The sequence below is a fragment of the Luteibacter flocculans genome (assembly GCF_023612255.1).
In the GTDB taxonomy this organism is placed as follows: Bacteria; Pseudomonadota; Gammaproteobacteria; order Xanthomonadales; family Rhodanobacteraceae; genus Luteibacter; species Luteibacter flocculans.
This window is the reverse complement of record NZ_CP063231.1, coordinates 3,935,136-3,956,715: the sequence shown is the minus strand read 5'-3', so window position 1 is coordinate 3,956,715 and position 21,580 is coordinate 3,935,136. Positions and strand designations below refer to the sequence as shown.

The 21,580-nt window shown below is 65.3% G+C and carries 17 protein-coding genes; 5 read left to right on the top strand and 12 right to left on the bottom strand.

Annotated elements, in window-relative coordinates; translation table 11 throughout:
* Positions 1 to 124: 124 nt before the first annotated feature.
* The 5 genes from ubiE to IM816_RS17150 all read right to left on the bottom strand — a co-directional run bounded on the left by ubiE (position 125) and on the right by IM816_RS17150 (position 9,029).
* Positions 125 to 874 carry a bifunctional demethylmenaquinone methyltransferase/2-methoxy-6-polyprenyl-1,4-benzoquinol methylase UbiE gene (ubiE, locus tag IM816_RS17170; RefSeq protein WP_072324098.1) on the bottom strand — a complete coding sequence of 250 codons (750 nt, stop codon included), beginning with the start codon at positions 872 to 874 and terminating at the stop codon, positions 125 to 127.
* A gap of 55 nt (positions 875 to 929) precedes the next feature.
* Positions 930 to 4,184 carry a dermonecrotic toxin domain-containing protein gene (locus IM816_RS17165; RefSeq protein ID WP_250339018.1) on the bottom strand — a complete coding sequence of 1,085 codons (3,255 nt, stop codon included), beginning with the start codon at positions 4,182 to 4,184 and terminating at the stop codon, positions 930 to 932.
* A 139-nt stretch (positions 4,185 to 4,323) separates the two neighbouring features.
* Positions 4,324 to 6,936, bottom strand: coding sequence for a glycerol-3-phosphate 1-O-acyltransferase PlsB (gene plsB, locus IM816_RS17160; RefSeq protein WP_250339017.1), 2,613 nt, complete (start codon positions 6,934 to 6,936; stop codon positions 4,324 to 4,326).
* A 16-nt stretch (positions 6,937 to 6,952) separates the two neighbouring features.
* Positions 6,953 to 7,915, bottom strand: coding sequence for a hypothetical protein (locus tag IM816_RS17155; RefSeq protein ID WP_250339016.1), 963 nt, complete (start codon positions 7,913 to 7,915; stop codon positions 6,953 to 6,955).
* Positions 7,916 to 8,123: 208 nt separating this feature from the next.
* Entirely contained in the window at positions 8,124 to 9,029 is a 906-nt protein-coding gene (locus IM816_RS17150; RefSeq protein ID WP_250339015.1) for a 5'-nucleotidase, lipoprotein e(P4) family, read from the bottom strand.
* 187 nt (positions 9,030 to 9,216) lie between these two features.
* Here IM816_RS17150 and IM816_RS17145 point away from each other — a divergent pair, with 187 nt between their 5' ends.
* Both IM816_RS17145 and IM816_RS17140 read left to right on the top strand, forming a co-directional pair.
* Positions 9,217 to 10,236, top strand: coding sequence for an AI-2E family transporter (locus IM816_RS17145; RefSeq protein ID WP_072322342.1), 1,020 nt, complete (start codon positions 9,217 to 9,219; stop codon positions 10,234 to 10,236).
* An 89-nt stretch (positions 10,237 to 10,325) separates the two neighbouring features.
* The gene (locus tag IM816_RS17140) at positions 10,326 to 11,345 is read left to right on the top strand and encodes an AI-2E family transporter (protein ID WP_250339014.1); all 1,020 of its coding nucleotides are present in this window, start codon (positions 10,326 to 10,328) and stop codon (positions 11,343 to 11,345) included.
* Positions 11,346 to 11,351: 6 nt separating this feature from the next.
* Here the strand turns inward: IM816_RS17140 and IM816_RS17135 are convergent, their stop codons facing one another.
* On the bottom strand, positions 11,352 to 13,346 hold the full coding sequence (locus IM816_RS17135) for a UvrD-helicase domain-containing protein (protein WP_072322344.1): 1,995 nt from the start codon (positions 13,344 to 13,346) through the stop codon (positions 11,352 to 11,354).
* Positions 13,347 to 13,472: 126 nt separating this feature from the next.
* Between IM816_RS17135 and IM816_RS17130 the strand changes: the two genes are divergently transcribed.
* Positions 13,473 to 14,126: a thymidine kinase gene (locus IM816_RS17130; RefSeq protein ID WP_250339013.1), complete on the top strand. Its 654-nt coding sequence runs from the start codon at positions 13,473 to 13,475 to the stop codon at positions 14,124 to 14,126.
* Positions 14,123 to 14,896: a hypothetical protein gene (locus tag IM816_RS17125; protein WP_250339012.1), complete on the top strand. Its 774-nt coding sequence runs from the start codon at positions 14,123 to 14,125 to the stop codon at positions 14,894 to 14,896. The genes IM816_RS17130 and IM816_RS17125 overlap by 4 nt, the downstream gene beginning before the upstream one ends.
* Before the next feature lie 25 nt (positions 14,897 to 14,921).
* Here the strand turns inward: IM816_RS17125 and IM816_RS17120 are convergent, their stop codons facing one another.
* From IM816_RS17120 to IM816_RS17095, 6 genes are all read right to left on the bottom strand, one after another.
* Entirely contained in the window at positions 14,922 to 15,851 is a 930-nt protein-coding gene (locus tag IM816_RS17120) for a phosphoinositide-specific phospholipase C-related protein (RefSeq protein WP_250339011.1), read from the bottom strand.
* 91 nt (positions 15,852 to 15,942) lie between these two features.
* Positions 15,943 to 16,755 carry a bifunctional DNA-formamidopyrimidine glycosylase/DNA-(apurinic or apyrimidinic site) lyase gene (gene mutM / locus IM816_RS17115; protein ID WP_250339010.1) on the bottom strand — a complete coding sequence of 271 codons (813 nt, stop codon included), beginning with the start codon at positions 16,753 to 16,755 and terminating at the stop codon, positions 15,943 to 15,945.
* A gap of 50 nt (positions 16,756 to 16,805) precedes the next feature.
* Complete coding sequence (locus tag IM816_RS17110) at positions 16,806 to 17,294, bottom strand: DUF4340 domain-containing protein (protein ID WP_250339009.1); 489 nt, start codon at positions 17,292 to 17,294, stop codon at positions 16,806 to 16,808.
* Between the two features lies 1 nt (position 17,295).
* The gene (locus IM816_RS17105; RefSeq protein ID WP_250339008.1) at positions 17,296 to 18,642 is read right to left on the bottom strand and encodes a GldG family protein; all 1,347 of its coding nucleotides are present in this window, start codon (positions 18,640 to 18,642) and stop codon (positions 17,296 to 17,298) included.
* Complete coding sequence (locus IM816_RS17100; RefSeq protein WP_250339007.1) at positions 18,642 to 19,397, bottom strand: ABC transporter permease; 756 nt, start codon at positions 19,395 to 19,397, stop codon at positions 18,642 to 18,644. Before IM816_RS17100 ends, IM816_RS17105 begins: the two co-directional genes overlap by 1 nt.
* Positions 19,394 to 20,125, bottom strand: a complete 732-nt coding sequence (locus IM816_RS17095; protein ID WP_250339006.1) for an ABC transporter ATP-binding protein — start codon at positions 20,123 to 20,125, stop codon at positions 19,394 to 19,396. Before IM816_RS17095 ends, IM816_RS17100 begins: the two co-directional genes overlap by 4 nt.
* Positions 20,126 to 20,359: 234 nt before the next feature.
* Between IM816_RS17095 and IM816_RS17090 the strand changes: the two genes are divergently transcribed.
* The gene (locus IM816_RS17090; protein WP_250339005.1) at positions 20,360 to 21,553 is read left to right on the top strand and encodes a DesA family fatty acid desaturase; all 1,194 of its coding nucleotides are present in this window, start codon (positions 20,360 to 20,362) and stop codon (positions 21,551 to 21,553) included.
* The last annotated feature ends 27 nt before the right edge of the window (positions 21,554 to 21,580 follow it).

The window sequence follows — 21,580 nt, the reverse complement described above, 5'->3', positions numbered from 1 at the left end:
CCAATGGCTATCCTTGGCGTGGAGGGGAACGCCAAGGCTAGGTGCGCGCAGACGGCTTGTATGTCCGCGGGCGGAGACGACAACCTGTCAGTGATCCGCCGATGTGTTGTCGGGGTAACCGTCGTTACAGCTTGTAGCCGCGATGGATGGCGACGATACCTTGAGTGAGGTTGCGGACTTCCACGTGTCCGAAACCTGCCGCCAGCATCATGCCCTTCAAGGTCTCCTGATCGGGATGCTTGCAAATGGATTCGGCGAGATACCGGTAGCTGTCGGCGTCGTTCGCGAACAGACGGCCAAGGCGCGGCAGGATCTGAAACGAATGTACGTTGTAGAGCTTCGACAGCAACGGATGACGCACTTTCGAAAATTCCAGGACCAGCACGCGGCCACCCGGTTTCAACACGCGGTGCATGTCGGCCAGCGCCTTGTCCTTGTCGGTGACGTTGCGAAGGCCGAACGCAATCGTCACGGCGTCGAAGCTGTTGTCCGGAAACGGCAGCATTTCCGCATTCATCTGCGCCCATCGCAGCCCGGAAACGATGCCGCGATCGGTCAGGCGATCACGACCCACGCCGAGCATTGCGGCGTTGATGTCGCCCACCACGACTTCGCCCTCGTCACCCACGACCGGCTTCAACAGCGCGGCGATGTCTCCGGTGCCACCTGCCAGGTCGAGCACCCGGTCACCGCGCCTCACGCCGCTCACGGCGACGAAATGGCGTTTCCACAGGCGGTGGATGCCGAACGACATCAGGTCGTTCATGAGGTCGTAGTTGCGCGCGACCGACGTGAAGACCTCGCCGACAAGCTTTTGCTTATCGGCGGCCGGGACGTCGCGGAAGCCGAAGTGGGTGGTTTTCTGAGTATCCATGCGTGGATGGTACTGCTTTGTCCACTTTCGGGCACCCGCGACGGTAATTGCGGGCTTATGGCGTGCCGAATACGCCGAAAAGAGGCTGGCCGCTCGTGCCGGGACCGGCCGGATTTCGGGTGAAAATGTGGGAACCTTCCAGGTCGAGCCAACGACCACCCGGCCGAGGCATGACGAAAAGATCGGTGCCATCCACCCGAGACAGCGTTTGAAAGGGATGGAGCGACCTCAATCCGCGTGTGTCGATCCGGAACCACGCGGAAGCGCTGCTACCGAGGGAGTGGGGTTGTTGTGACGACAAGGGGCGCGGTGAGATGAGTCCTCGGTGGGGGATGGCGCGCCATGGCGTTTCCGGCGGAAGCGTCGTCACAGCAATGCCGCTCTTGCCAAAGGGAAGCCGTTTCGGTTTCAGATAAAGCCTGCCATTTGCGAACGCGGATGCCAACTCGCTGCTCGACATATACACATAGACGTGGTCAGGCCACTGCGCATCGGTCAGCTTCGTGTATTGCACCGAACGGGCTGGGGAAGCTGCTGCCGCAAGACGGGTGGGCGCGCTGGAGCTCGCGGCAGAAGGCGATTGTCTCGACGCGATCGCCAAGGCTTCGTCCCACAGACGAAGTTGCGCTGTGGTGAGCGTGGCATCGGGCGTCGAGCGAGTCATGGTGGTGAAGATCGTATTCGCCTCGGCAGGGGTCGTGCGGCGCAATAGTTCCTCCGCAAGGGCATGCTGTTGATTGAAAGGCATGTTCGATATCTGCGGGTTCAGCTCTGCGGTCGGACGCATGTTCATGACCATGTCGGTGGCCTGATAGGACAGTTCGTTATCCATGCCGCCGAGCAGCCCGACGCGCCGGTAATGCCAACTGCCGTTGGCCAGGCGTTTGATGGCGGGCCCGGTGAAGTTGGCATCCGGCGTGCCTTTGTAAGTCAACCGCCAGCCGTCGATGTTGGGATCGAAGCGCACTTGATAGAACCGGCCGGCGTGGTGGATGAAGCGATCGTGGCCGATGGTGTAGACGCCTGACGCAGGCGCGGGGCCAGGGGGTGCGGTCACGCCCTTGGCGATGAAGCGTTTCTCGAACAGGGTGTCGGCGGCGGGCAGCGCGCGCCCGCTCGCTACAAGAACCTTTCCGTTGAATGCGGCGCGCACATAACGGCCGCAAGCGGCAGGCACCTGGGTGACGAGCGGCAAGACGTTCAAGGCGTTGACGTAGCCGTCGGTGAAGGCCAGGAAGGCTTCGGGCGATTCACCGGCCTTGACGTGGTCATAGAAACGCCAGGCGGCGTTGGCGGTGTTCGGGACGCTCATGACGATGCTGGTGCCCACCTCGATACCTAGATTGAGCACTATGTGAGAGCTTCTAACGGCCGAGATCCATGCATCGAACTGGGCCTGCTCACTCGTACGGGAGGCGTCGTAGGCGTTGCGCTTGATCAGCGCGATGGTGGTGTCGTAGGCGGCATCGAGGAAGGAGCCGGTCACTTCGCGCTCCTGGAAATCCTCACTCCACTGGGTGCAGTCGCCGCATCCTCCCAGGATCCAGTTGAGGGAGCGGCTGCCGTTGAACTTGAACCTCTTGACGCGACGCTTGCCCCTGTCGTCGAACTCGCTGTACTCGGCCGGCAGGTGCTCGAGCAGATAGTTTTCGAAGCGGCGATCGAGAAGGAAGCGCCGGGTAAGGTCGGCCCAATCGTCGAATTCGCGGAAGGCGATGCCGTCGGCCGCACCGGGGGTGTAGAGCACGACCCGGGCCACGGCTTTGCGCTGGCGTGCGGAGATCATGAAGACGTCGGTCAAGGCCGAGCCCTTGTAGGTGAGCTGATGGACGACGATCTCGTGGCGCTCGACCTTGGCGCGTTGGGCCGGGTTGGGGTGGTTGACCACGGCCTGGACCCATTGGAAGCCACGCTCCAGGCGATCGTCCATGAACGAGCGGGGCTCGCTGGGGTCGAGGTAGGACAGGCGGGCATCGGCGGCCTCGAAGCGCATGCGCGCCTTGAGCGTATCCGCGGCCAGGGCACGCCGCCGACGGCCCTCGGGGCTATTGCTCAGGGTCTCGTCCAGGTGACGCGCGTAGGCGTTGGGCAGGTCCAGATCGCGGACGATGTCGCGCAGCATATCCGCGGCGATGTCGTCTCGCGGCGAGCCATCGGCATGGATGACGGCCAAGCGATCGGTCTTCAAGGAGCTGATGTTGCGGAAGGCCAGTTCGATCAGCGAGAGGTTCTCGGTAGGGAAGCCTTGAGAGAGGGTCGCGATGGGCTTCTCCGCCGCGATGCGCTTATGGGTCACGTACACGGTGTGTGCCGGGGCATCGATGCCGTGTTTCTTCAGAGCCTCGTTGAGTTGGGCTTCGGCAAAGGTGCGGACGTCGGCGGGCGCATCGAACACGTCGACCGCATCCGCCTGTCGCCAACTGTCGCGGTAGGCGGTGGCGGCCTGCTGCCACTGTTCGCGGACCTTGGCGGGCTGTCTGGCCAGGCGTTCCTGATCGCGCTGACCAGCCAGGGCGAGGTCGCGGTGGCGCACGATGGCGTGGGTGTCGAGCAGTTCGTGCAGGTTGATCGCCGCCTGCAGGGGATCCTGCAGATCCTTGTCGGTGAGGGCGCGGTCGTACGCGGCGGCAGCACGCTCGCGGTGGCGTGCGATGAGGCGACGCGCCAAGGTGTCGAGGACCTCGCCGGTGAGCGGGCGGGAGTCGAGGAAGTACGAGTCGAGATGGGCCTCGATCACGTTCGCGTCGACACCGGGCAGTTCGCCCTTGTCGGTCAGCTGCCGGCGGAAGCGCTCCTCGACCTCGCGGTAGAGCATGTCGAGCGAATCGAAGACTCGCCAGCCGCTGTCGGCCAGGAAGAGCAGCACCTGGCCGGGCTGGCGATCATCCTCGACCACGAACGCACCGGCATAGGGCGTGGTGCCGACGAGCAGCGCGCGCGCGCGCAGGCCGTCGGGCAAGGAGCCGTCCTGGCGCGGAAGGCGGGCGACGATCGCCGCAGCCTCCGCGGAGAGCGTGCCGTCGTTGTGGCGAAGGGCGGCATCGTCGCGTGCGGCCTGCCCCAGACGCCGGGCCAGGGCCTGGCGGCGGGACGAAGCGGGTTCGCCGGCGGTGTGTTCGACCGGGGTTTCCCAGAAGGTATCCAGTCCGGCGAGAAACGCATCGCGACCGGCAAGCGTGCCCGGCAACTCCCAGAGCGCGTCCTGCTGATCGGCGAGCCATTGCTGGGTGTCGCCCATGCGCCGGAGCATGTCGACCGCGGCCTGGTTGGCGTGGGAAACGTGCGCAGGCGGTGCCTGCGGGGGAAGCATGTCCAATGGCTATCCTTGGCGTGGAGGGGAACGCCAAGGCTAGGTGGGCGTAGACCCTCCGTATGTCCGCGGGCGGCGCCTAGCACGAGCGCCTTTTCCCTGGCGCTTGCGTGGGCGGAATCGGACTCGTTGGTTCTGCCTAGTGAGGTCTGTCGTGACGGGTGTGTTCGTTGGCAACGTGGCGATCATGCAGCGATTCGCCCGCGGAGCCGTCATCGGGATCGACAGGGGGGCGGGCATCGAGATCGCGTTCGTTCTCGCCGCCGGGCGTGATCTTCAGGATCGAGTGGCGCACTTCGCGGGCAAGAATGACCCGTGCGTCACGCACCATGTCTTCCAGCGCGTCGCTAAAATCGAGTTTGCCTGCATTGTCGGTCCATACGACTTTGGCCTCGCGCAGCTTCTGGATGAAGCCACGGAACAACGCCTTGTCGAAGAACTCCGGTGCCGACAACTCGTTGAGCAGACTGAGGCGCTGCGCCGTGAGCGTGCATGCGGTCTCCAGTTCGCCCGCGCTCATCGTATGCGGGCCGTTCTTCACCAGGGCGGCGATAGCGATGTAGTAGCGCTCGAAGGCCTGCAACATGGCGCGCGCGATGACACGCAACTGATAGGCACCATCGTCCTGCCCGGGCCCGCGTTCGAGCACGCGTCCCTCCGCGCTGGTTTCCAGCAGGCCGCGACGGACGAAGAATTCGATCGTGTGCTGCAACTGGTCGGCGAAGCCGTCCTCGTCCCAAGGCAGGAACAGCTCGCCCTGGATGAACGGGTAGATGATGCGACCAAGGCGCAATACCGACGAACGCGACATGCGCCGGTTGTTGAGGAAGCACGCAGCGACCCACGCGGCTGCTGCATGAAGGTGCAGCACGTTGTTGCGGAAGTACGAGAGCAACACCGCCTGCTCGCCGTCGGTCACGAGCACGTCGCCTAGCGGGTGACGCACGCGACGAATCCAGCCCATCTGTTCGCCGTAGGCAATGATGCCCTGCGGATTCATCGGCGTAACGGTCACGCGATCGGAGTAAGGCAGTTCCTGCAGCAGCGCCTTGCTCAGTTCGAGCTGGGCCAGCAGGTCGTTTTCCGCCATGGCGTGCTTCGGCGTCGCCAGCAACGCGAGCGCGAGCAGGTTGATCGGATTGACGTCCGCCGCGCGATTGATGTTCACCTGGATGCGTTCGGCGAGGTCGTCGACCACGCTGTTCATCCATTCCGGTTTCACGTCGGGGTCTGCGGTGGCTTCACGCCAGTTCGGCGCGGCCTCGTCGAGCATGGGCGTCAGCAGGATCGGCTCGCCGAAGTTCAGCGTGACGTGGCCATAGCGCTGACGCAGCACTTTCAAGCCACGGATCAGACCCAGCAGCGATTCCTTTTCCTTTGGCTTGCCGGACAGTTCGCCGATGTACGACTTGCCCTCCATGAGCTTTTCGTAGCCGATGTAGACCGGCTGGAACATCACGGGGCGTCGTGGCGCGCGGAGGAAGGCGCGCAGCGTCATCGCCAGCATGCCCGCCCGGGGCGCAAGCAACCTGCCGGTACGCGAACGGCCACCTTCGATGAAGTATTCGAGCGGCACGCCGCGATCGACCAGCTGTGCGAGGTATTCGTTGAACACCACCGAGTACAGGGCGTTGCCCTTGAAACTGCGGCGCAGGAAGAACGCACCACCGCGACGGAGGATGGGTCCTACGACTGGCAGGTTGAGGTTCACGCCCGCTGCTATGTGCGGCGGCACCACACCGGAATGGTGCAGCTGATAGGACAGCAGCAGATAGTCGGTATGACTGCGATGGCATGGCACGTACACCACTTCATGTCCCGGCGCAGCGGCGCGAGCCTTGTCGAAGTGATGCATGGCAATGCCGTCGTAGAGCTTGTTCCAGAAATTGGAGAGCAGGAACGACGACGAGCGTACGACGGGGTGCGAATAATCCGCTGCGATCTCGAGCGCGAAGTCGCGCGCACGCCGCTGCGCCTTCGCGAGCGTGATGTTTTCCTTGCTCGCCGTGGCGGCAATGGCGTCACGCACGGGTCCGGTGTTCAGAACGGCATCCACGACGGTGCGGCGATGCGAAAGATCGGGGCCAATGACCGCCGCCCTGATGCGTCGGAAGTGCGTACGCAGCACGCGGGCGATCTTGCGCGTGAGCCGTTCTGGCGTCAGACCGCCGGACTCGGCAAGCACGGCACGCAGCGACACCGGCGTTGAGAAGTGCACCACCGTGTCGCGTCCGTTGAGCAGCAGCGCAAGCATGCGGCGGAAGCGGCCCACCACCAGCCAGTTCTCCGCGAACAGCACGCTGAACCAGCCACTTTCGCGGTTGGGCGCGCGGCCGACGTAGATCGACACGGGCACGATCTGGATATCGCGCGTCGGATCGTCTTCCAGTGCGCGGATGAGCTGGCCGATGGGTTCCTTCGGACCGCGCGCATCGGTGCGGCCGAACAGCCAGCCCTCGCGGCGGCTCAGCGAGAACACCGAGCGACGTCGCCGTACCGGGAGGTCGAGCAATTGCATCGGGCTCGGCAAGCCCGCTTCGCGGCAGGCCCGCTCCAGGATCAGTGCATCGGAGGTGCCGTCGCGCTCGATGGCATAGCAGACGGCCACACCGCTGTGGAGCAGGGTGGTGGGTTCGGCGGGGTCGCGCTTGATCCGCACCCAGGGCTCGAGCATTCGCCCCAGCAGCTTGAACCACCAGGGCGATCGGGCAACGTGGACGTGCGGGTCCGCACTCATCGGAAGTTCTGACATCCGCCGATTGTAAGGCTCAACGACCCCGTGCGCCCGCCACCGGCATGCCCGCGGCCCGTTCAGGCGGCGCCGCTGCGCTGGCGGGGCTGGCCGGCGCGCTGGTGGCCGGGGCGGGCGGCGTGAGCTTCGCGTGCTCGTCGCGTACGCGTTGCAGCAGGTCGCTGTCGTACCAGCGGCCGTCCAGCAGAACGAGGGTCGCGTCGGTCTGGATCGGCTTGTCCAGCAAGGTGTAGGTGATCTTCACATGGGCGGAGCCGCCGTTGCTCTCGAGCGTGTCGATGCTGATCGAGTCGAAGGTCTTGTCGATGGACAGCCCATAGACGTCGAGCAGGCGCTTGAAGCCCAGCCATGCCGTGGACCAGGTCGCCATGGATTGCTCGAAATTCATCGTATGCAGGGCATCCGGCGTGGACAGGTTGGCCTTGCGCGCGGTGTCGACGAGCACCGCAATGGCTTCCTTCGCCTTGGCTTGGTCGCCCCAGTCGATCGTCTGCGTCCACGGCGCCACGACGTTCACGGCCTCACGAAGCTGATGCTTCTGCGAGACCGAGAGGTCCGTAGCCTGATCGATCGCTGTCAACGCCATCGACTGCCCCATGCCCGAGACGAGCGGCATCTGGCTCTTGTACTCGCGGTCGAAGCGGACCAGCGTGGGGCGCAGGTCGGCGAAGAGCTTCTTTTCGGCATCCGGCTCGGTGAGTCGCTTCAGGCCTGCCGCGAACTTGGCGCGATCGTCCGGATTCAACGGTTCGGCGGCCTCGTTGCGGCGCGGCCAGTCGGCGCGAAGCGTCGCGAAATCCGCAGGCGGCAGCGCATGGCGCCAGAACGCATCGAACTTGCCGTCGCGGAGCAGGATCAGCGATTCGCGCGCTGCATCTTCGGGCGAGCCGCCGCCCGGCGTGGCAGACACTTCGTCTTTTTGCTTGCCGCAGGCGGCGAGGAACACGAGGGCCAGCAGCAGGACCCAGGACCTGAACATGGGGAGGCGTCGTCAAACCGGGGGCGGGGAGCGTAACAAGAAAAAACCCCGGAGACGCGAGGTCTCACGGGGTTATCCAGCCCGAAGCCGGAAAGGGAAATGGCCTTGCCTGCATTGCTTTTGGCACCGCAGGTTTCGGCGAAAGGAATGATAGTTGGCTGACATTGCTAAAGCAATACGTCAGCTTTTGAGACTTAACTCACTGATTTTACTTGAGGCGAAGTGCGTCCAGTTTCTTCTGGCGACGCTCCTCGCGCGGCAGCGCGTAATCATTGTCGAACAAAGCGCTTTCCCACGCGCCGTAGGTCGGGTTTGGCAGCACGAACCAACGTTCGCCGATCCAGGCGGTGTAGGGCGCCATGGCGCGGGTGCGTCCGTCTTCGGTATTGCCGGGAATATTGGCGAAGTCGGCGATCTGGTCGCCGAACTGCATCAGCACGCGATATTTCTGCGCCACGAGTTGACGACGACAGCCCTTTTCGCTGCCGACCTGCTCACAGCCTTCCACGAAGGTGCCAAGGCCAAGGAAGGACGACTTGTCGGCGACCGGGAATCCCGCGGAACGAAGGTTGGCGAGCGTCGGCTCGTCCAGGTCCTTGGCGCGGTTGGAGATGTAGATGACGGCAATGCCGTGCTGCGCAGCGAAGTTCGTGAATGCCACGGCGCCCGGCATGGGCTTGGCGATGGCTTCCTGGCACCACGCCGCCCACTCGGCCTCGTTGAATTCCCCGCCCGAGCGGATGAGGCGCGCCTGGTACGGCGAGTTGTCCAGCACGGTCTCGTCGATGTCGAGCACCACGGCCGGCTTCAATCCCTTCAGCGAGGGATGCGCGGCGCGATCGTCCTTTGGCAGCGCGTCCCAGTTCGGATCGCTCTTCGCCTTGAGGAGTTTCTCCTGCGCATCGCGATAGGTCTGCACGAAGATGAAGTCGTGCTCGCTGGCACGCTGCGACCAAGCCACCGCGTTGAGGTTGTCGTCCGCCGCCGGTCGGACGGCAGGGGCGGCGGGCGCAGCCTGTGCCACCGCGGGGGCAGGCGCTGCCGTCTGCGGCGCATGGGCGCAGCCGGCGACTGACAGAACGGCCGCGAGTGCGACCGGGACGAACTTCATCATGGGAACCCCTGGCAAAACGGGCACCGCGCCCGTGGGGCGGCGATTGTCGAGCGAGTTTACGACAGCGTGACGACGGGGGCCTAGGGATGCCACCGCTACCCGGTGACGAATAACAGCTAGTCGCCACCTCTGGCGCCCGGCCCCCACGTCCTGACAGACTGCGCCCTCATCCACGACGAGACCGCTCATGGAAGCCGCCCCCTCGCGGACGCACGCCGTGCGCATCGCCAGTTACATCGCCGCCGGACTCGGCCTGTTCCTCGTCCTATATCTGCGCCTGCTGCCTGCCCTGCTGGCGGGCCTGCTGGTCTATGAGGTGGTGGTCTCCACTGCGCCGCTCATGGGTCGGCGGCTTTCGGGCGATCGCGCGCGCGTGCTCGCCGTCGCGCTGGTCGGCGTCATCGTGGTGGGCTTGCTCACCTTGTTGGTGCTTGGCGGCATCAGCTTCTTCCGCAACGAGATCGGCAACCCCGAGGAGCTCTGGCAGAACCGGCTCATGCCGCTGGTGGAGCGCGCCCGGCAGCAATTGCCGCAGGCCGTGGTCGACCGTCTGCCCGACAGCGTGGAAGCCTTGCGCATCACCGCGATGGACTGGGTTCGCTCGCATGCGGTGACGCTTCAGTTGGCCGGCAAGGAGGCCGTGCGCGTCGTGGTGCACATCATCATCGGCCTGGTGCTCGGTGCGATCGTGGCGCTCAGCCGCACGCGGCCGACGCATCAGGTGGGGCCGTTTGCCGCGGAGCTCAGCCTGCGCAGCGCCCGTCTGGCCGATGCCTTCCACAACATCGTCTTCGCGCAGATCAAGATCTCGCTGTTCAACACGTTGTTCACGGCGATCTACCTCGTCGGCGTGTTGCCTCTGTTCGGCGTGCATCTTCCGCTGACCAAGACGCTGATCGTCATTACCTTCGTCGTCGGGCTGCTGCCTGTGATCGGCAATCTGTTGTCGAACACCGCCATCACCATCGTCGGGTTGTCGGTGTCGCTTTACGTCGGCCTGGGGGCGCTCGCGTTCCTCATCGTCATTCACAAGTTCGAATACTTCCTCAACGCGCGGATCGTCGGTAGCCAGATTCGCGCCCGGGCGTGGGAACTGCTGGTGGCGATGCTGTTGTTCGAGGCGGCGTTCGGCTTGCCGGGCGTGGTGGCCGCACCGATCTTCTATGCCTATCTGAAGGCAGAGCTGGAAGCCGAGCACCTTATCTAGCGTTAGCCAGGCGCAGGGGCATCGGCGGCGCTTGATCTCGCTTTCATCGCCTGGCTGCTGGAATCGCCGCACATTCGAGGAGTTGCAGCATGCTCGGTACCGCCGGAGACACCCGCGCCATTCGCATCGCCACCTATATCCTGGCGGCGCTGGCCTTGTGGGGCGTTCTCATGCTTCACCTGATTTCCGCATTGCTGGCGGGGCTGTTGGTCTACGAGGTGGTCGAGGCGCTCACGCCGCTCATTCGCCGCATCGCTCCAAGTGAGCGTGCGCGGCCGATTGCCGTAGCGGTCGTCACCGTCGTCGTGGTGGGCGCCATCATCCTGATCGTGGTGGCTGCGCTCACTTTCTACCGGCGCGATCTAGGCGATCCCCAAGAGCTGTGGGACACGAAGCTGCTGCCCTTGCTCACCAAGGCCCACGAGCAACTGCCCGCGTGGTTGACGGCGAACCTGCCGGATAGCTTCATCGACTTCCGCGACCAGGGCATGACCTGGGCGCACGATCACGCGGGCGATCTGCGCCTGGTGGGCACCACGGCCGCGCGCGTGTTCGCGCATATCCTCATCGGGCTCGTGCTCGGCGCCATCGTGGCCGTGTCGCATGGGTCGGGTGGACGACCGACCAAGCCGCTGTCGTTCGAACTGTCGACGCGCACCGCGCGCCTGGCGCATGCGTTTCACAACATCATCTTCGCGCAGCTGAAAATCTCGGCCATCAATACCGCACTGGCCGCACTGTTTCTTCTCGTCGCACTGCCGTGTTTCGGCATCCATGTGCCGCTGGCGAAGACGCTGGTCATCGCTACCTTCGTGGTCGGTCTGCTACCCGTGGTCGGCAATCTCATATCGAACACGCTGGTGACGATCGCGGGCCTTTCCGTGTCGTTGTGGGTCGGCGTGGCCGCGCTCGCCTTCCTTATCGTCGTGCACAAGCTGGAATACTTCCTCAACGCGCGCATCGTCGGCGGGCAGATCCGTGCACGCACCTGGGAACTGCTGGTGGCGATGCTCGTGTTCGAGGCGGCCTTCGGGCTCGCCGGCCTCGTCGCCGCGCCCATCTACTACGCCTATCTCAAGAGCGAACTCGAAGGCGAGGGGCTCGTCTAGCCTGTACTAGGGATTGCCGGCAAGCATGGCGCGGATGCGCGCCATGTGCGTTGCAGCGGTTTCCTTCTTGACCTCGGCGTCGGCTTCCGGGTCCTTGCCGTCCCAGTGCAGGTCGTCCTGCGGCAGCTCCTGCAGGAAGCGGCTGGGATCGTTGGACAGGATCTCGCCGTACTTGCGCGACTTCGCCGCGAACGACAGTGTCAGCATTTCCTTCGCACGCGTGATGCCCACGTACATCAGCCGGCGCTCCTCATCCAGGCGGCCCTCGTCGATGGCGCCTTCGTGCGGCAAGGTGCCGTCCTCGCAACCCACGATGAAGACGAAGCGGAATTCGAGGCCTTTCGCCGAGTGCAGCGTCATCATGCGCAGCGCATTGCCGGGGTCGTCCCGATCGGCGTGGCTGAGCAGCGCCAACTGCGCGGCGATGTCGCCGGTGCGTCCGCCGTCCTTGCCCATGGCGCGGAACCAGTCGACCAGCTCGCGCAGATTGCCGAGGCGGCGTTCGCGCAAGGTCTCGTCGGGTGTCGTGGCAGCGATCTGCGCGCCGTAGCCGGTCTTCTCGATCACCGTGTTGACGAGGTCCGCCGCGCTTTCGTGCACGGCATGGCTGCGTAACTCGTCCATCAGCCGCGCGAAGCCTGCCAATGCGGAAGCAGGACGTGGCGAAAGGGTCTTCAGTACGGCGTCGCTGCGCGCGGCATCCAGCAGCGATGCGTTGCGCGACTGGGCTGCCTGACCGAGTTTCTCCAGCGACGTTGCACCGATCTCGCGCTTCGGCACGTTGACCACGCGCAGGAACGCCGCATCGTCGGTGGGATTCGTGAGCAGGCGCAGGTAGCAGAGGATGTCCTTTACCTCCGCGCGGTCGAGGAACGAGAGCGCGCCACTCAGGTGGTACGGCACGCGCGCCAGGCGCAGTGCCTTCTCGAGGGCTCGCGCCTGGAAATTGCCGCGATAGAGGATGCAGAAATCGTCCCAGCGAACGCCCTTGTCCTTGTACTTCTCGTGCAGGTTGGCTGCGATGGCGGCGATGCGCTCGGCCTCGTGCTCGTTGTCCTTGCATTCCAGCACGCGGATGGGTGGACCTTCGAGGTGGTCGCTCCAGAGCTTCTTCTCGTGTACGTGCGGGTTGTTGGCGATGAGGTGGTTCGCGGCGCGGAGGATGCGCTTCGCGCAGCGGTAGTTCTGTTCCAGCTTGATCACACGCAGGTTCGGAAAATCACGGCCTAGCTGGTCGATGTTTTCCGGGTTGGCGCCGCGCCACGCATAGATGCTCTGGTCGTCGTCGCCCACGCAGGTAAAGCGCGCCTTCGGTCCGGCGATGGCCTTGAGCAATCGGTACTGTGCGTCGTTGGTGTCCTGATATTCGTCTACCAGCAGGTAACGGAGGCGCTCCTGCCAGATGGCACGCGCCTCGTCGTCCGTCTCCAGAATGCGCAGCGGCAGGCGGATCAGGTCATCGAAGTCCACGGCATTGAATGCCGCGAGTCGCTGCTGGTACAGGTCGTAGATAGTGGCGGCCTCGATCTCGCGCGGGCTGCGCGCCGCCGCCATGGCTTCCTCGGGGGTCATGCCGGCGTTCTTGGCGCGACCGACCAGGTTGCGGATGCCGAGGATCACTTCGGGCTTCACGCCCTTGGGCGAAAGCTCCTTGATCATGTTGGCGCTGTCGTCCGCGTCGAGCACGGAGAACCCACGACGCAGCCGCGCCCGATCATGCTCGATCTGCAGGAACTTGAGACCCAAGGCATGGAAGGTGCACACGGTGAGCGCCTTCGCGGCGCTTTCCGAGATCAGCCGACCCACGCGCTCGCGCATTTCCTTCGCCGCCTTGTTGGTGAAGGTGATGGCGGCAATCTTCTCCGCGGCCAGGTGACGGCGCGAAATGAGGTGCGAGATCTTTTCCGTGATGACCCGGGTCTTGCCGGAGCCGGCGCCGGCCAGCACGAGGAGAGGGCCGTCGCAGTATTCGACAGCCGCGTGTTGTTGCGGATTGAGCATGGTGTCGACCGGGACGGGCGAGGCCACGCATGGTAGCAGGTGCGCGGCGCGGGGTTGAGTCGGGCTGAGCCGGCCTCCGGCCCGCTTTTCGCTACCATAGGAGGCTGTGATCGCACCGAGTCGGGCATGGCCAAGCTCTATTTCTATTATTCGGCGATGAATGCCGGCAAGACCACGACGCTGCTGCAGAGCGCGCACAACTACCACGAGCGCGGCATGCGCACGTTGATTCTCACGCCCGCGCTGGACCATCGCTTCGGCGAGGGCATCGTCGCCTCGCGGATCGGCCTGCAGGCCCGCGCCATGCGCTTCGCTGCGGACGACGACCTCTTCGCGATGGTCGAAGGCGACATCGCGCGGCGCGGCGCGCTCCACTGCGTGCTGGTGGACGAGTCCCAGTTCATGAGCAAGGCGCAGGTCTGGCAGCTTTCCGACGTGGTGGACCGGCTGGGCATCCCCGTGCTGGCCTACGGGCTGCGTACCGACTTCCGCGGCGAGCTGTTCGAGGGCAGCAAGTACCTCCTCGCCTGGGCCGACGATCTCGAGGAAATCAAGACGATCTGTCACTCCGGGAAGAAGGCCACCATGGTCGTCCGCGTGGATGAACACGGCCGGGCGGTCACCCAGGGGCCCCAGGTTGAGATCGGCGGCAACGACCGCTATGTCTCCGTGAGCCGCGCCGAGTTCAAGAGCATTACCGGTGGCGACGGCCGTATCGAGTTGCAGCAGCCTGTGCTGCCGCTCGGCGAAAACGATCCCGATGAAGGAACCCACGCGTGACCGAGACGACGACCCACGCCGCCGAATGGCCGCGCCCCTACTGGCAACCGAACGATGAGCAGGCGGTCCTGCTGTTCTTCGTGTTTGGCGCCTTCCCCGAGGATCTCGCCATACCTGCCGCCCGCTACGGCAGCCCCGGGCTTCCCGAGGGCGTGGAATTGCAGCGTGTCCAGAATGCGGTGCTCGCGAAGTGGGAGGGTTATCCGCTCTCCGGCGCGCTTGGTGAGTTGCTGCGCGAAGACAATCCGGACGCCTATGAGGCGGCCCGTAGCGCGCCTCATGTGATCGCCATCCGTGGCCGCTTTCCGGACAAGTCCACGCTCGATTACCTGCGCGACACGCTTGGCGTGGTCGCCGCGCTGACCGATGTGGGCGGCAAGGCGGTGGTCGATCCGCAGATCCTGACGTTGTTCGACGCGGCCGGTTGGCGTGAGCACTACCTCGTGCCTGGCGGCGCGCCGCCCCGGCACCACGTGCTGATCCTGTGCAGCCCGGAAGAGGGCAAGGGGCGTTCATGGATCCGAACGCGCGGCATGCGCAAGTTCGGCCGCCCGGACGTCAGCCTGACCAACGTGCCCGACCGCGAGATCGATCGGGCCGGAGCGCTGGCCGAAAGCTTCGTGGAACTGGGCGCGCTGGGCGCCCAGTTCGACCCCGAGCAGCGAATCGAAGTGGATGGCGTGGCGGGTGGTCTGGCCGTCACCTTGTCAGGCGACGAGGAAGACCCTCGCTTCAACAACACTCACGCGGCCATGCGCTGGCCCGACTGAGGTCTGGCTACGACGCCTTGCCCGGTCAGGGCGAGGCGTCGGCCGGCTGCATGCCGAGCCATTCCACGAAGGCATCCACGTCGCCACGTTCGTGGAAATCCACCGCCACGTAGTTCGGCTTGCGCATGGCGGCCGGGCGACACCAGCCGACGTAACGCTCGTGCAATGCCGCGAAGTTGTTGTCTTTCTCGGCGTGCGACGCGGACGGCACGCCGTGGAACTGATTCATCGTGAACAACGGTCGCCAACCCGGCTTGCCGGGAATCTCTGCGCGCCGCAGCGGCACCACGTTCTCGCCCCATCGGCTGTAGCAGCGGTAATCGTGCGTCAGCGACACGGTGCCGAGGCTCCAGTAGTTTTCCACCGTGAAGTCCTCGCTGGGCATGATGTGCACGCCGCCCGCACGCGTGAAGAAGGTGCCGCTCTGATCGCGGTTGAGAGTGAAGATGAGGATGCGCTGGCCGCTCTTGACGATCTCGTCGTAGGTCGGCCACGTGTCGGTTTGCCAGGCGTAAGGATCGAATGTCTTGCCGACGAGTTCCGGCATATGGTCGAACTCAGCGCGAAGCTGGCGGCGATCGGTGAAGTCGTCTAATTGAAGCGTGAGAATTGCGTTCGGATCGGCGTCGAGGAACGGCAGCAAGGTGTCGTTGACGAGATCGGCGAACGTCATGGACGACGCGCTGGTACAGACGTTGTGACACAGGCGCACGCGTCCATTGCTGTAATGCAGATCGAGCATGAGGCCGCGCACACCTTCGCGTAGCTGCTGCGCGATCGACTGGCTTTGGTTCGGCAGCATGCCGTTGTACGAGAACGCGTTGTGGGTCGTGACCCAACTGTAGCGGTCGAAGCTCTGTGTGGTGTCTGTCGGTGTAGTGGCTAGGGCGTTGCCGGTGTGAAACGACAACGCAAGCAGGCCGAGGCATCCTGCGGCGACGTGGGCGAGGTTCATGGCATGCCTTCCGTGGGTGGGGAGAGGGAAGTCTAGAAACCCTCGCCCGTGCCCCGCCGTCAGGCTAGGCCGACTCGCGTTGTAGTCCGCGCTACTTCTGGCAGGTTGCGCAGTAGAACGACGCGCGCTGACCGAGCGTCACCACGCGCACCGGATGGCCACAGACCTTGCACGCGTCGCCGGCACGTCCGTACACGAAGAGTTCCTGAAAGAAGTAACCCGGCGCGCCGTCCGGTGCGAGAAAGTCGCGAAGCGTCGTGCCGCCGCGATCGATCGCATAGGCCAGGATGCGTTTCACCTCGGCGGCAAGCCGTGCGTAGCGCTCGCGCGAGACCTTTCCCGCTGCGCGGCGGGGATCGATGCCTGCAGCGAACAAGGCCTCGCTCGCGTAGATATTGCCGACGCCTACGACGACCGCGTTGTCCATCAGGAAGGTTTTCACCGCAGCCGACCGGCCTCGCGAGAGTCGCCACAACACGTCGCCGTCGAAATCGTCGGTGAGCGGTTCCGGTCCGATGCCTTCCAGAAGTTCGTGCGTTTCTCCTGGCATCTGCCAGAGCAGGGCACCGAAGCGGCGCGGATCGGTGAAGCGCAACACGTTGCCGGTGTCGAAGGCGATGTCCACGTGGTCGTGCTTGCCGATCGGTGTGGTCTCGGGGAGGACGCGCAGCATGCCCGACATGCCGAGATGAAGCAGTGCGGTGCCCGCCGCAGTGTGCAACAAGAGATATTTCGCGCGACGTTCAACGGCCTCGATCACCTGCCCGGGGAGCAGCGTGGATACTTCCGGCGGAATGGGCCAGCGCAGGTCGGGGCGACGCAGTACCACGCCCGTGACGCGTCGTCCCACGATGTGAGGGGCGATACCGCGGCGCGTGGTTTCGACTTCGGGCAGTTCAGGCATGACGCGAAGATGGGGCGGAATGCCCGCCCGCGCAAGCGATGTCGTCGCGTTCAGCGCGCGCTGGACGAGGGGGCTGCCAGCGAGTCGGCGCGAGGCGGGCGAGGCAATGCCTGCGCCGGAACGATGGCGATCTGCCGGTCGACCCGCACGTAGCGTTGCTTGCGCAACGCCGTCATGTCGCCGAACTCGATGCGGGTGTCGTTCAACGTCAGCACCGCGACCGGCGGTGCCAGGCCGATCTTGGCTGCGTCGAATTCGCCCGCGGGCCGCCATGACGCCACCGGCGTGGCGGCGAGTGCCGCCAGATCCTCTGCCCGCCCTTCGTCCGTGGCTGCGGTGGCGCTCGTCCAGCGCCCATCGCGGCGGTCGAAACGCTCCGGCGGCAGTCCCTTCAGCGCGACCTCGATGTGATTGACCGCGTCGGGATCGAGCGCGGTGAGCCGATGCGCCTGGGCGTCCGCTTCGTCCGCATGCCACTGCCATGCGACCGCGGCGACGAGGACAACGAGCGCCACCAGGCCAATGAGTCGCGCCTTCACCTCAACGCCGCCTCCGGCGCCAGGCGATACCCACGCCCATGCCGAGCAAGATCAGCGGCAGCGCCACGAGGAAGGTGAAGCTCAGGGCGTTCAGGCCGTCCTGCGACAGCGACACCACGCGATCCGGCGCACCGCGCGTCGGCAGGTCCACGAGCACGTCGTCGCCGAGCAGCCAGTCGAGCACCCGTTCGCCAAGCGCGCGGTTACCGCCGTTGCCGACGTAGGTATTGGAGAGGAAGTCGCCGTCGCCGATGACGACCGCGCGCTGCTCGCTCTTGGCCGGGCTGGGCGACAGCCGGTTCAAGGCGAAGGCGAAGTCCAGCGGACCCTTCAATTCGCCCGCCTCGGGATGGAAGGCGACGGTGGAGGGATGGTCGTTGTCGATGCCGCCAAACGCCGTCCAGCTGCGTTCCCCGGAGCGGAGGAAGGGCACCACGGCCCAGTCGTGATCCGAGACCTGGGCCAAGGCCGCGACCTGCGGGAACAGCGTCGTATCGCGGAAGGCGCGGGTGATGGCGTGGAAGGGGTAGTCGCCCACCACGACGATACGCGGGTCGTTGACGTTGAGCGTGCTGCCCTGGCCGTCCACGAGAACACCGGGCAGCACGCGTACGCCGAGCACATCCGCCAGCGCGCCGGTGCCGAGATCCTCGTTGCCCGGTTCGGTGAGCCAAAGAAGGTTGCCGCCGCCACGCACGTAGTCGACCAGTGCGGCGACGCTGCCCGCCGGCAACGGTGCGACCGGGCTGGCGAGCACGACGAGATCGGTGTGCTCGGGGACGCCCTGGGTCTGGCTGAAATTCAGCGGCACCGCGCGGATGCCGCGGCGCTCCACCTGGCTCATGAAGAGGCCGAGGTCCGCATTTGCGTGCCCGTCCGCCTGTCGCTCGCCGTCGCCCGTGACGAAGGCGACGATGCGCTCGCCGCCACGCGCCAGGCGCTCGAGCGCATTCGACAGGTTGCGTTCGTTGATCGGGCTTTCGACGCGCTCCTCGCGCCCCCGATAGCGCACGAGCAGCGCGCCGTCGCCGGCAATGCCCAATTGGCGCGAGGCGGCCGGATCCAGGTCGGGATCGACGAAGGACAGCGTGAGATCTTTTTTCGCGCGGGTATAGCGTTCCAGCACGGCTGCGATCTGTTCCCGAAGGGGGCCGGTCGGCGAGATGTAGCCCACCACCGATACCGGGCCCGGCAGGCGATCGAGGACCGCGACGCTCTCGGGCGCGAGGCTGGCGCGTGCGCCGCGCGTCCAGTCGAAGGTCCAGCTGTGCCGTGAGCTGAGAAACCCGATGCACCCGGTGGCCACCACGAGACCGAGAAGAACGAGCCAGCGATCGAGACGACGCATCACTGGCGCTCCCGGTCACTGCCGAGTCGGCGCGTGGCGAGAATGAGGGAGAGCGTAATAGCGAGGGCGAACCAGACCAGATCGCTGGTGACCACGAGGCCGCGAAGCAGATTCTGCAGATGCGTCGCCAACGTCAGCCATTCCAGAAACCCTCCGTTGACGCCGGCGGCCTGCGCGCCGCGGTCGATCGTCCACAACGCCAGCGTAATGATCAGGGCCATGGCGGCCGCGATGGCGGGAAAGGACGTCGCGGCCGAGCAGGCAATGCCGATGGCGGCCAGCGTGGCGAGCATGAGTGCGGTGCCCAGCGTCGCGGAGGCCAGCTTGCCCCAGTCAGCGGTCGACCCGGCGCCAACCAGTAGCGGCATCGCCAGCGTGGCGAGCAACCAGAGGACGAGCCAGGCCAGTACGGCCAGGTATTTGCCCACCACGATGCGCCAAGGGGCGAGTCCGGTGGATGCCAGCAGCGCCAGCGTGCCGGTGCGCCGTTCGCCCGCCAGCAAACCCATGGTCATGAGCGGCACCACCAGAAACGCCAGTTTCGCCAGTTCCGCCAGGAGCGGAATGGCGACCAGATCGGTGAATCCGGGGGCGTCGGCCACGGCGGCCAGTTTGACCTGCGCGCCGAGGAACTGCCCGAGTCCGAGCACGAAGGTCCAGGCCAGCCAGGCGATGGTCAAAGCCGCCAATGCCCAGGCCAGCGGGCGTACGGCAAGACGGCGGAGTTCCAGTCCGGCAACCGCGGCGACGGTCATGCGGCGGCTCCGGTGGCGATCGAGAAGAAGTGATGTTCCAGTGAGGCCCCGTCACCCTCGCGGCTCAGCGGCGCGTCGTAGCGGAGTCGGCCCTCGTGGAGAATGACGACGCGGTCGCACACGGCCACCACCTCGGCGAGTACATGCGTCGACAGAATCACCGCGGCACCGGCGGCCGCTCGTTCGCGGATCACCTTGCGCAGTTCCCCGACCTGAACGGGATCGAGCGCATTCGCGGGCTCGTCGAGGATGAGCAGGGCGGGGGCGTGGACGAGCGCGCAGGCCAGACCGAGGCGCTGGCGCTGGCCTTGGGACAGCACGCCGGCCAGCCGGCGGCGTAGATCGCCCAGTTGCAGCCGCGCGAGCACGCCGTCCGCCGCCTGGCGTGCCTGGGCGCGCGTCATGCCGCGCAGGCGAGCGAAGGCGACGAGGTGTTCCTCGACCGAAAGCTCTGGCCACAGAGGCGCGTTCTCGGGCAACCAGCCGACCAGGCGACGGGCGATATCGGGCTGCGACACGAAGTCGCGGCCCCCGAGATCGATGCGCCCGCTCTCGGGACGAAGTGCCCCTGCAAGCATCGCCAAAGTGGTGGATTTCCCCGCGCCATTGACGCCCAGAAGCCCCAGTACTTCACCGCGGTTCAGGGAAAACGACAGGTCGGCCACGGCGGAGCGACCCGCGCGGCGACGGGAAACGGACTGCACATTCAGCAAACCGCTCTCGATCATGAGCGAACGGCGCCGATCTGCGGCTTACGCGCAGGATTACGCGCCCAACAGGGCAATCGATCTTGAACTCGCTGAACGAGCGGGCGGTGTGTCATCGGGCGATTGTGCGGAATGGCCCGTCCCGACCACAACAGCGCTCTTCACATTTTGCCGATCTCCGTGCTGGTGGGTACGGAAGGGGCTCGTTAGACTGGTGACGCAAGAACCCTTTCACTGCCGCGCGGTAACGACTCCATGTTCGACACCCTGCTCGATTTCCTCGCCAACGGACTCGCCCGCGCAAGCTGGGGCGAGATGTTGGTCTATGTGCTGGTGGTCACCCAGCTCACCATCTTCACGGTGACGCTCTATTACCACCGTAGCGCGACCCATCGCGGTGTGGACTTCCACTGGATCCTCAACGGCTTCTTCCGTTTCTGGGGCTGGCTGACGACCGGCATGGTGGTGAAGGAGTGGGTTGCCATCCACCGTAAGCATCACGCCAAGGTCGAGACCGAGGAAGATCCGCACAGCCCGCAGATCTTCGGCATCAAGAAGGTCTTCCTCGACGGCGTGTCTCTCTATCGTGAGGCCAGCTACAACAAGGCCGACATGGAGAAGTACGGCCGCGGTACGCCGGACGACTGGTTCGAGCGCACGCTGTTCGGTCGTCATCCCTACTGGGGTCCGACGCTGATGGCGGTGATCGACATCTCGCTGTTCGGCGTGGTCGGTCTCGCGATCTGGGCGATCCAGATGATCTGGATTCCGTTCTGGGCTGCCGGCTTCGTCAACGGCATCGGTCACTGGTGGGGTTACCGCAACTTCGAAAGCTCCGACACGGCGACGAACATCTCGCCCTGGGGCTTCTGGATCGGCGGCGAAGAGCTGCACAACAACCACCACGCTTTCCCGAGCTCGGCGAAGTTCGCGCTGCGCAAGTGGGAGTTCGACATTGGCTGGGCCACGATCTGCGGCCTGCGCTTCGTCGGTCTCGCCAAGGTACTTCGCGTGGCGCCGACGTTGAACATCCGCCCGAACGTGCACCTGCCGGACGCCGAAACGCTCAAGGGCGTGCTGGCGCTGCGTTTCCAGGCCACCACCGATTACTACCGCAACGTGATCCTGCCGACGATGCGCGAGGAAATGGCCCAGGCTGGCGACAGCATCAAGTCGGTACCGCGTCGCCTGCGCCGCGCCCTTGCCGATGGCGGCCGCTGGCTCGACAACGACGCGCGCGAGCGTCTGCAGGCCGCGCTGGCTAACCGGCCGGCGTTGAAGACGGTCTGCGAATTCCGTGCACGCCTCGTGGCGTTGATGGAAGAGCGCGGTGCCGACAAGTCGCTCAAGGCGCTCCAGCAATGGATCGTCGAAGCGGAGCAGAGCGGCATCCGTTCGCTCCAGCAGTTCGCACAGCGCTTGAAGGGTTACTCGGCCGTCGGCGCGTAACACCCTCGGTCGTGACATGAAAAACCC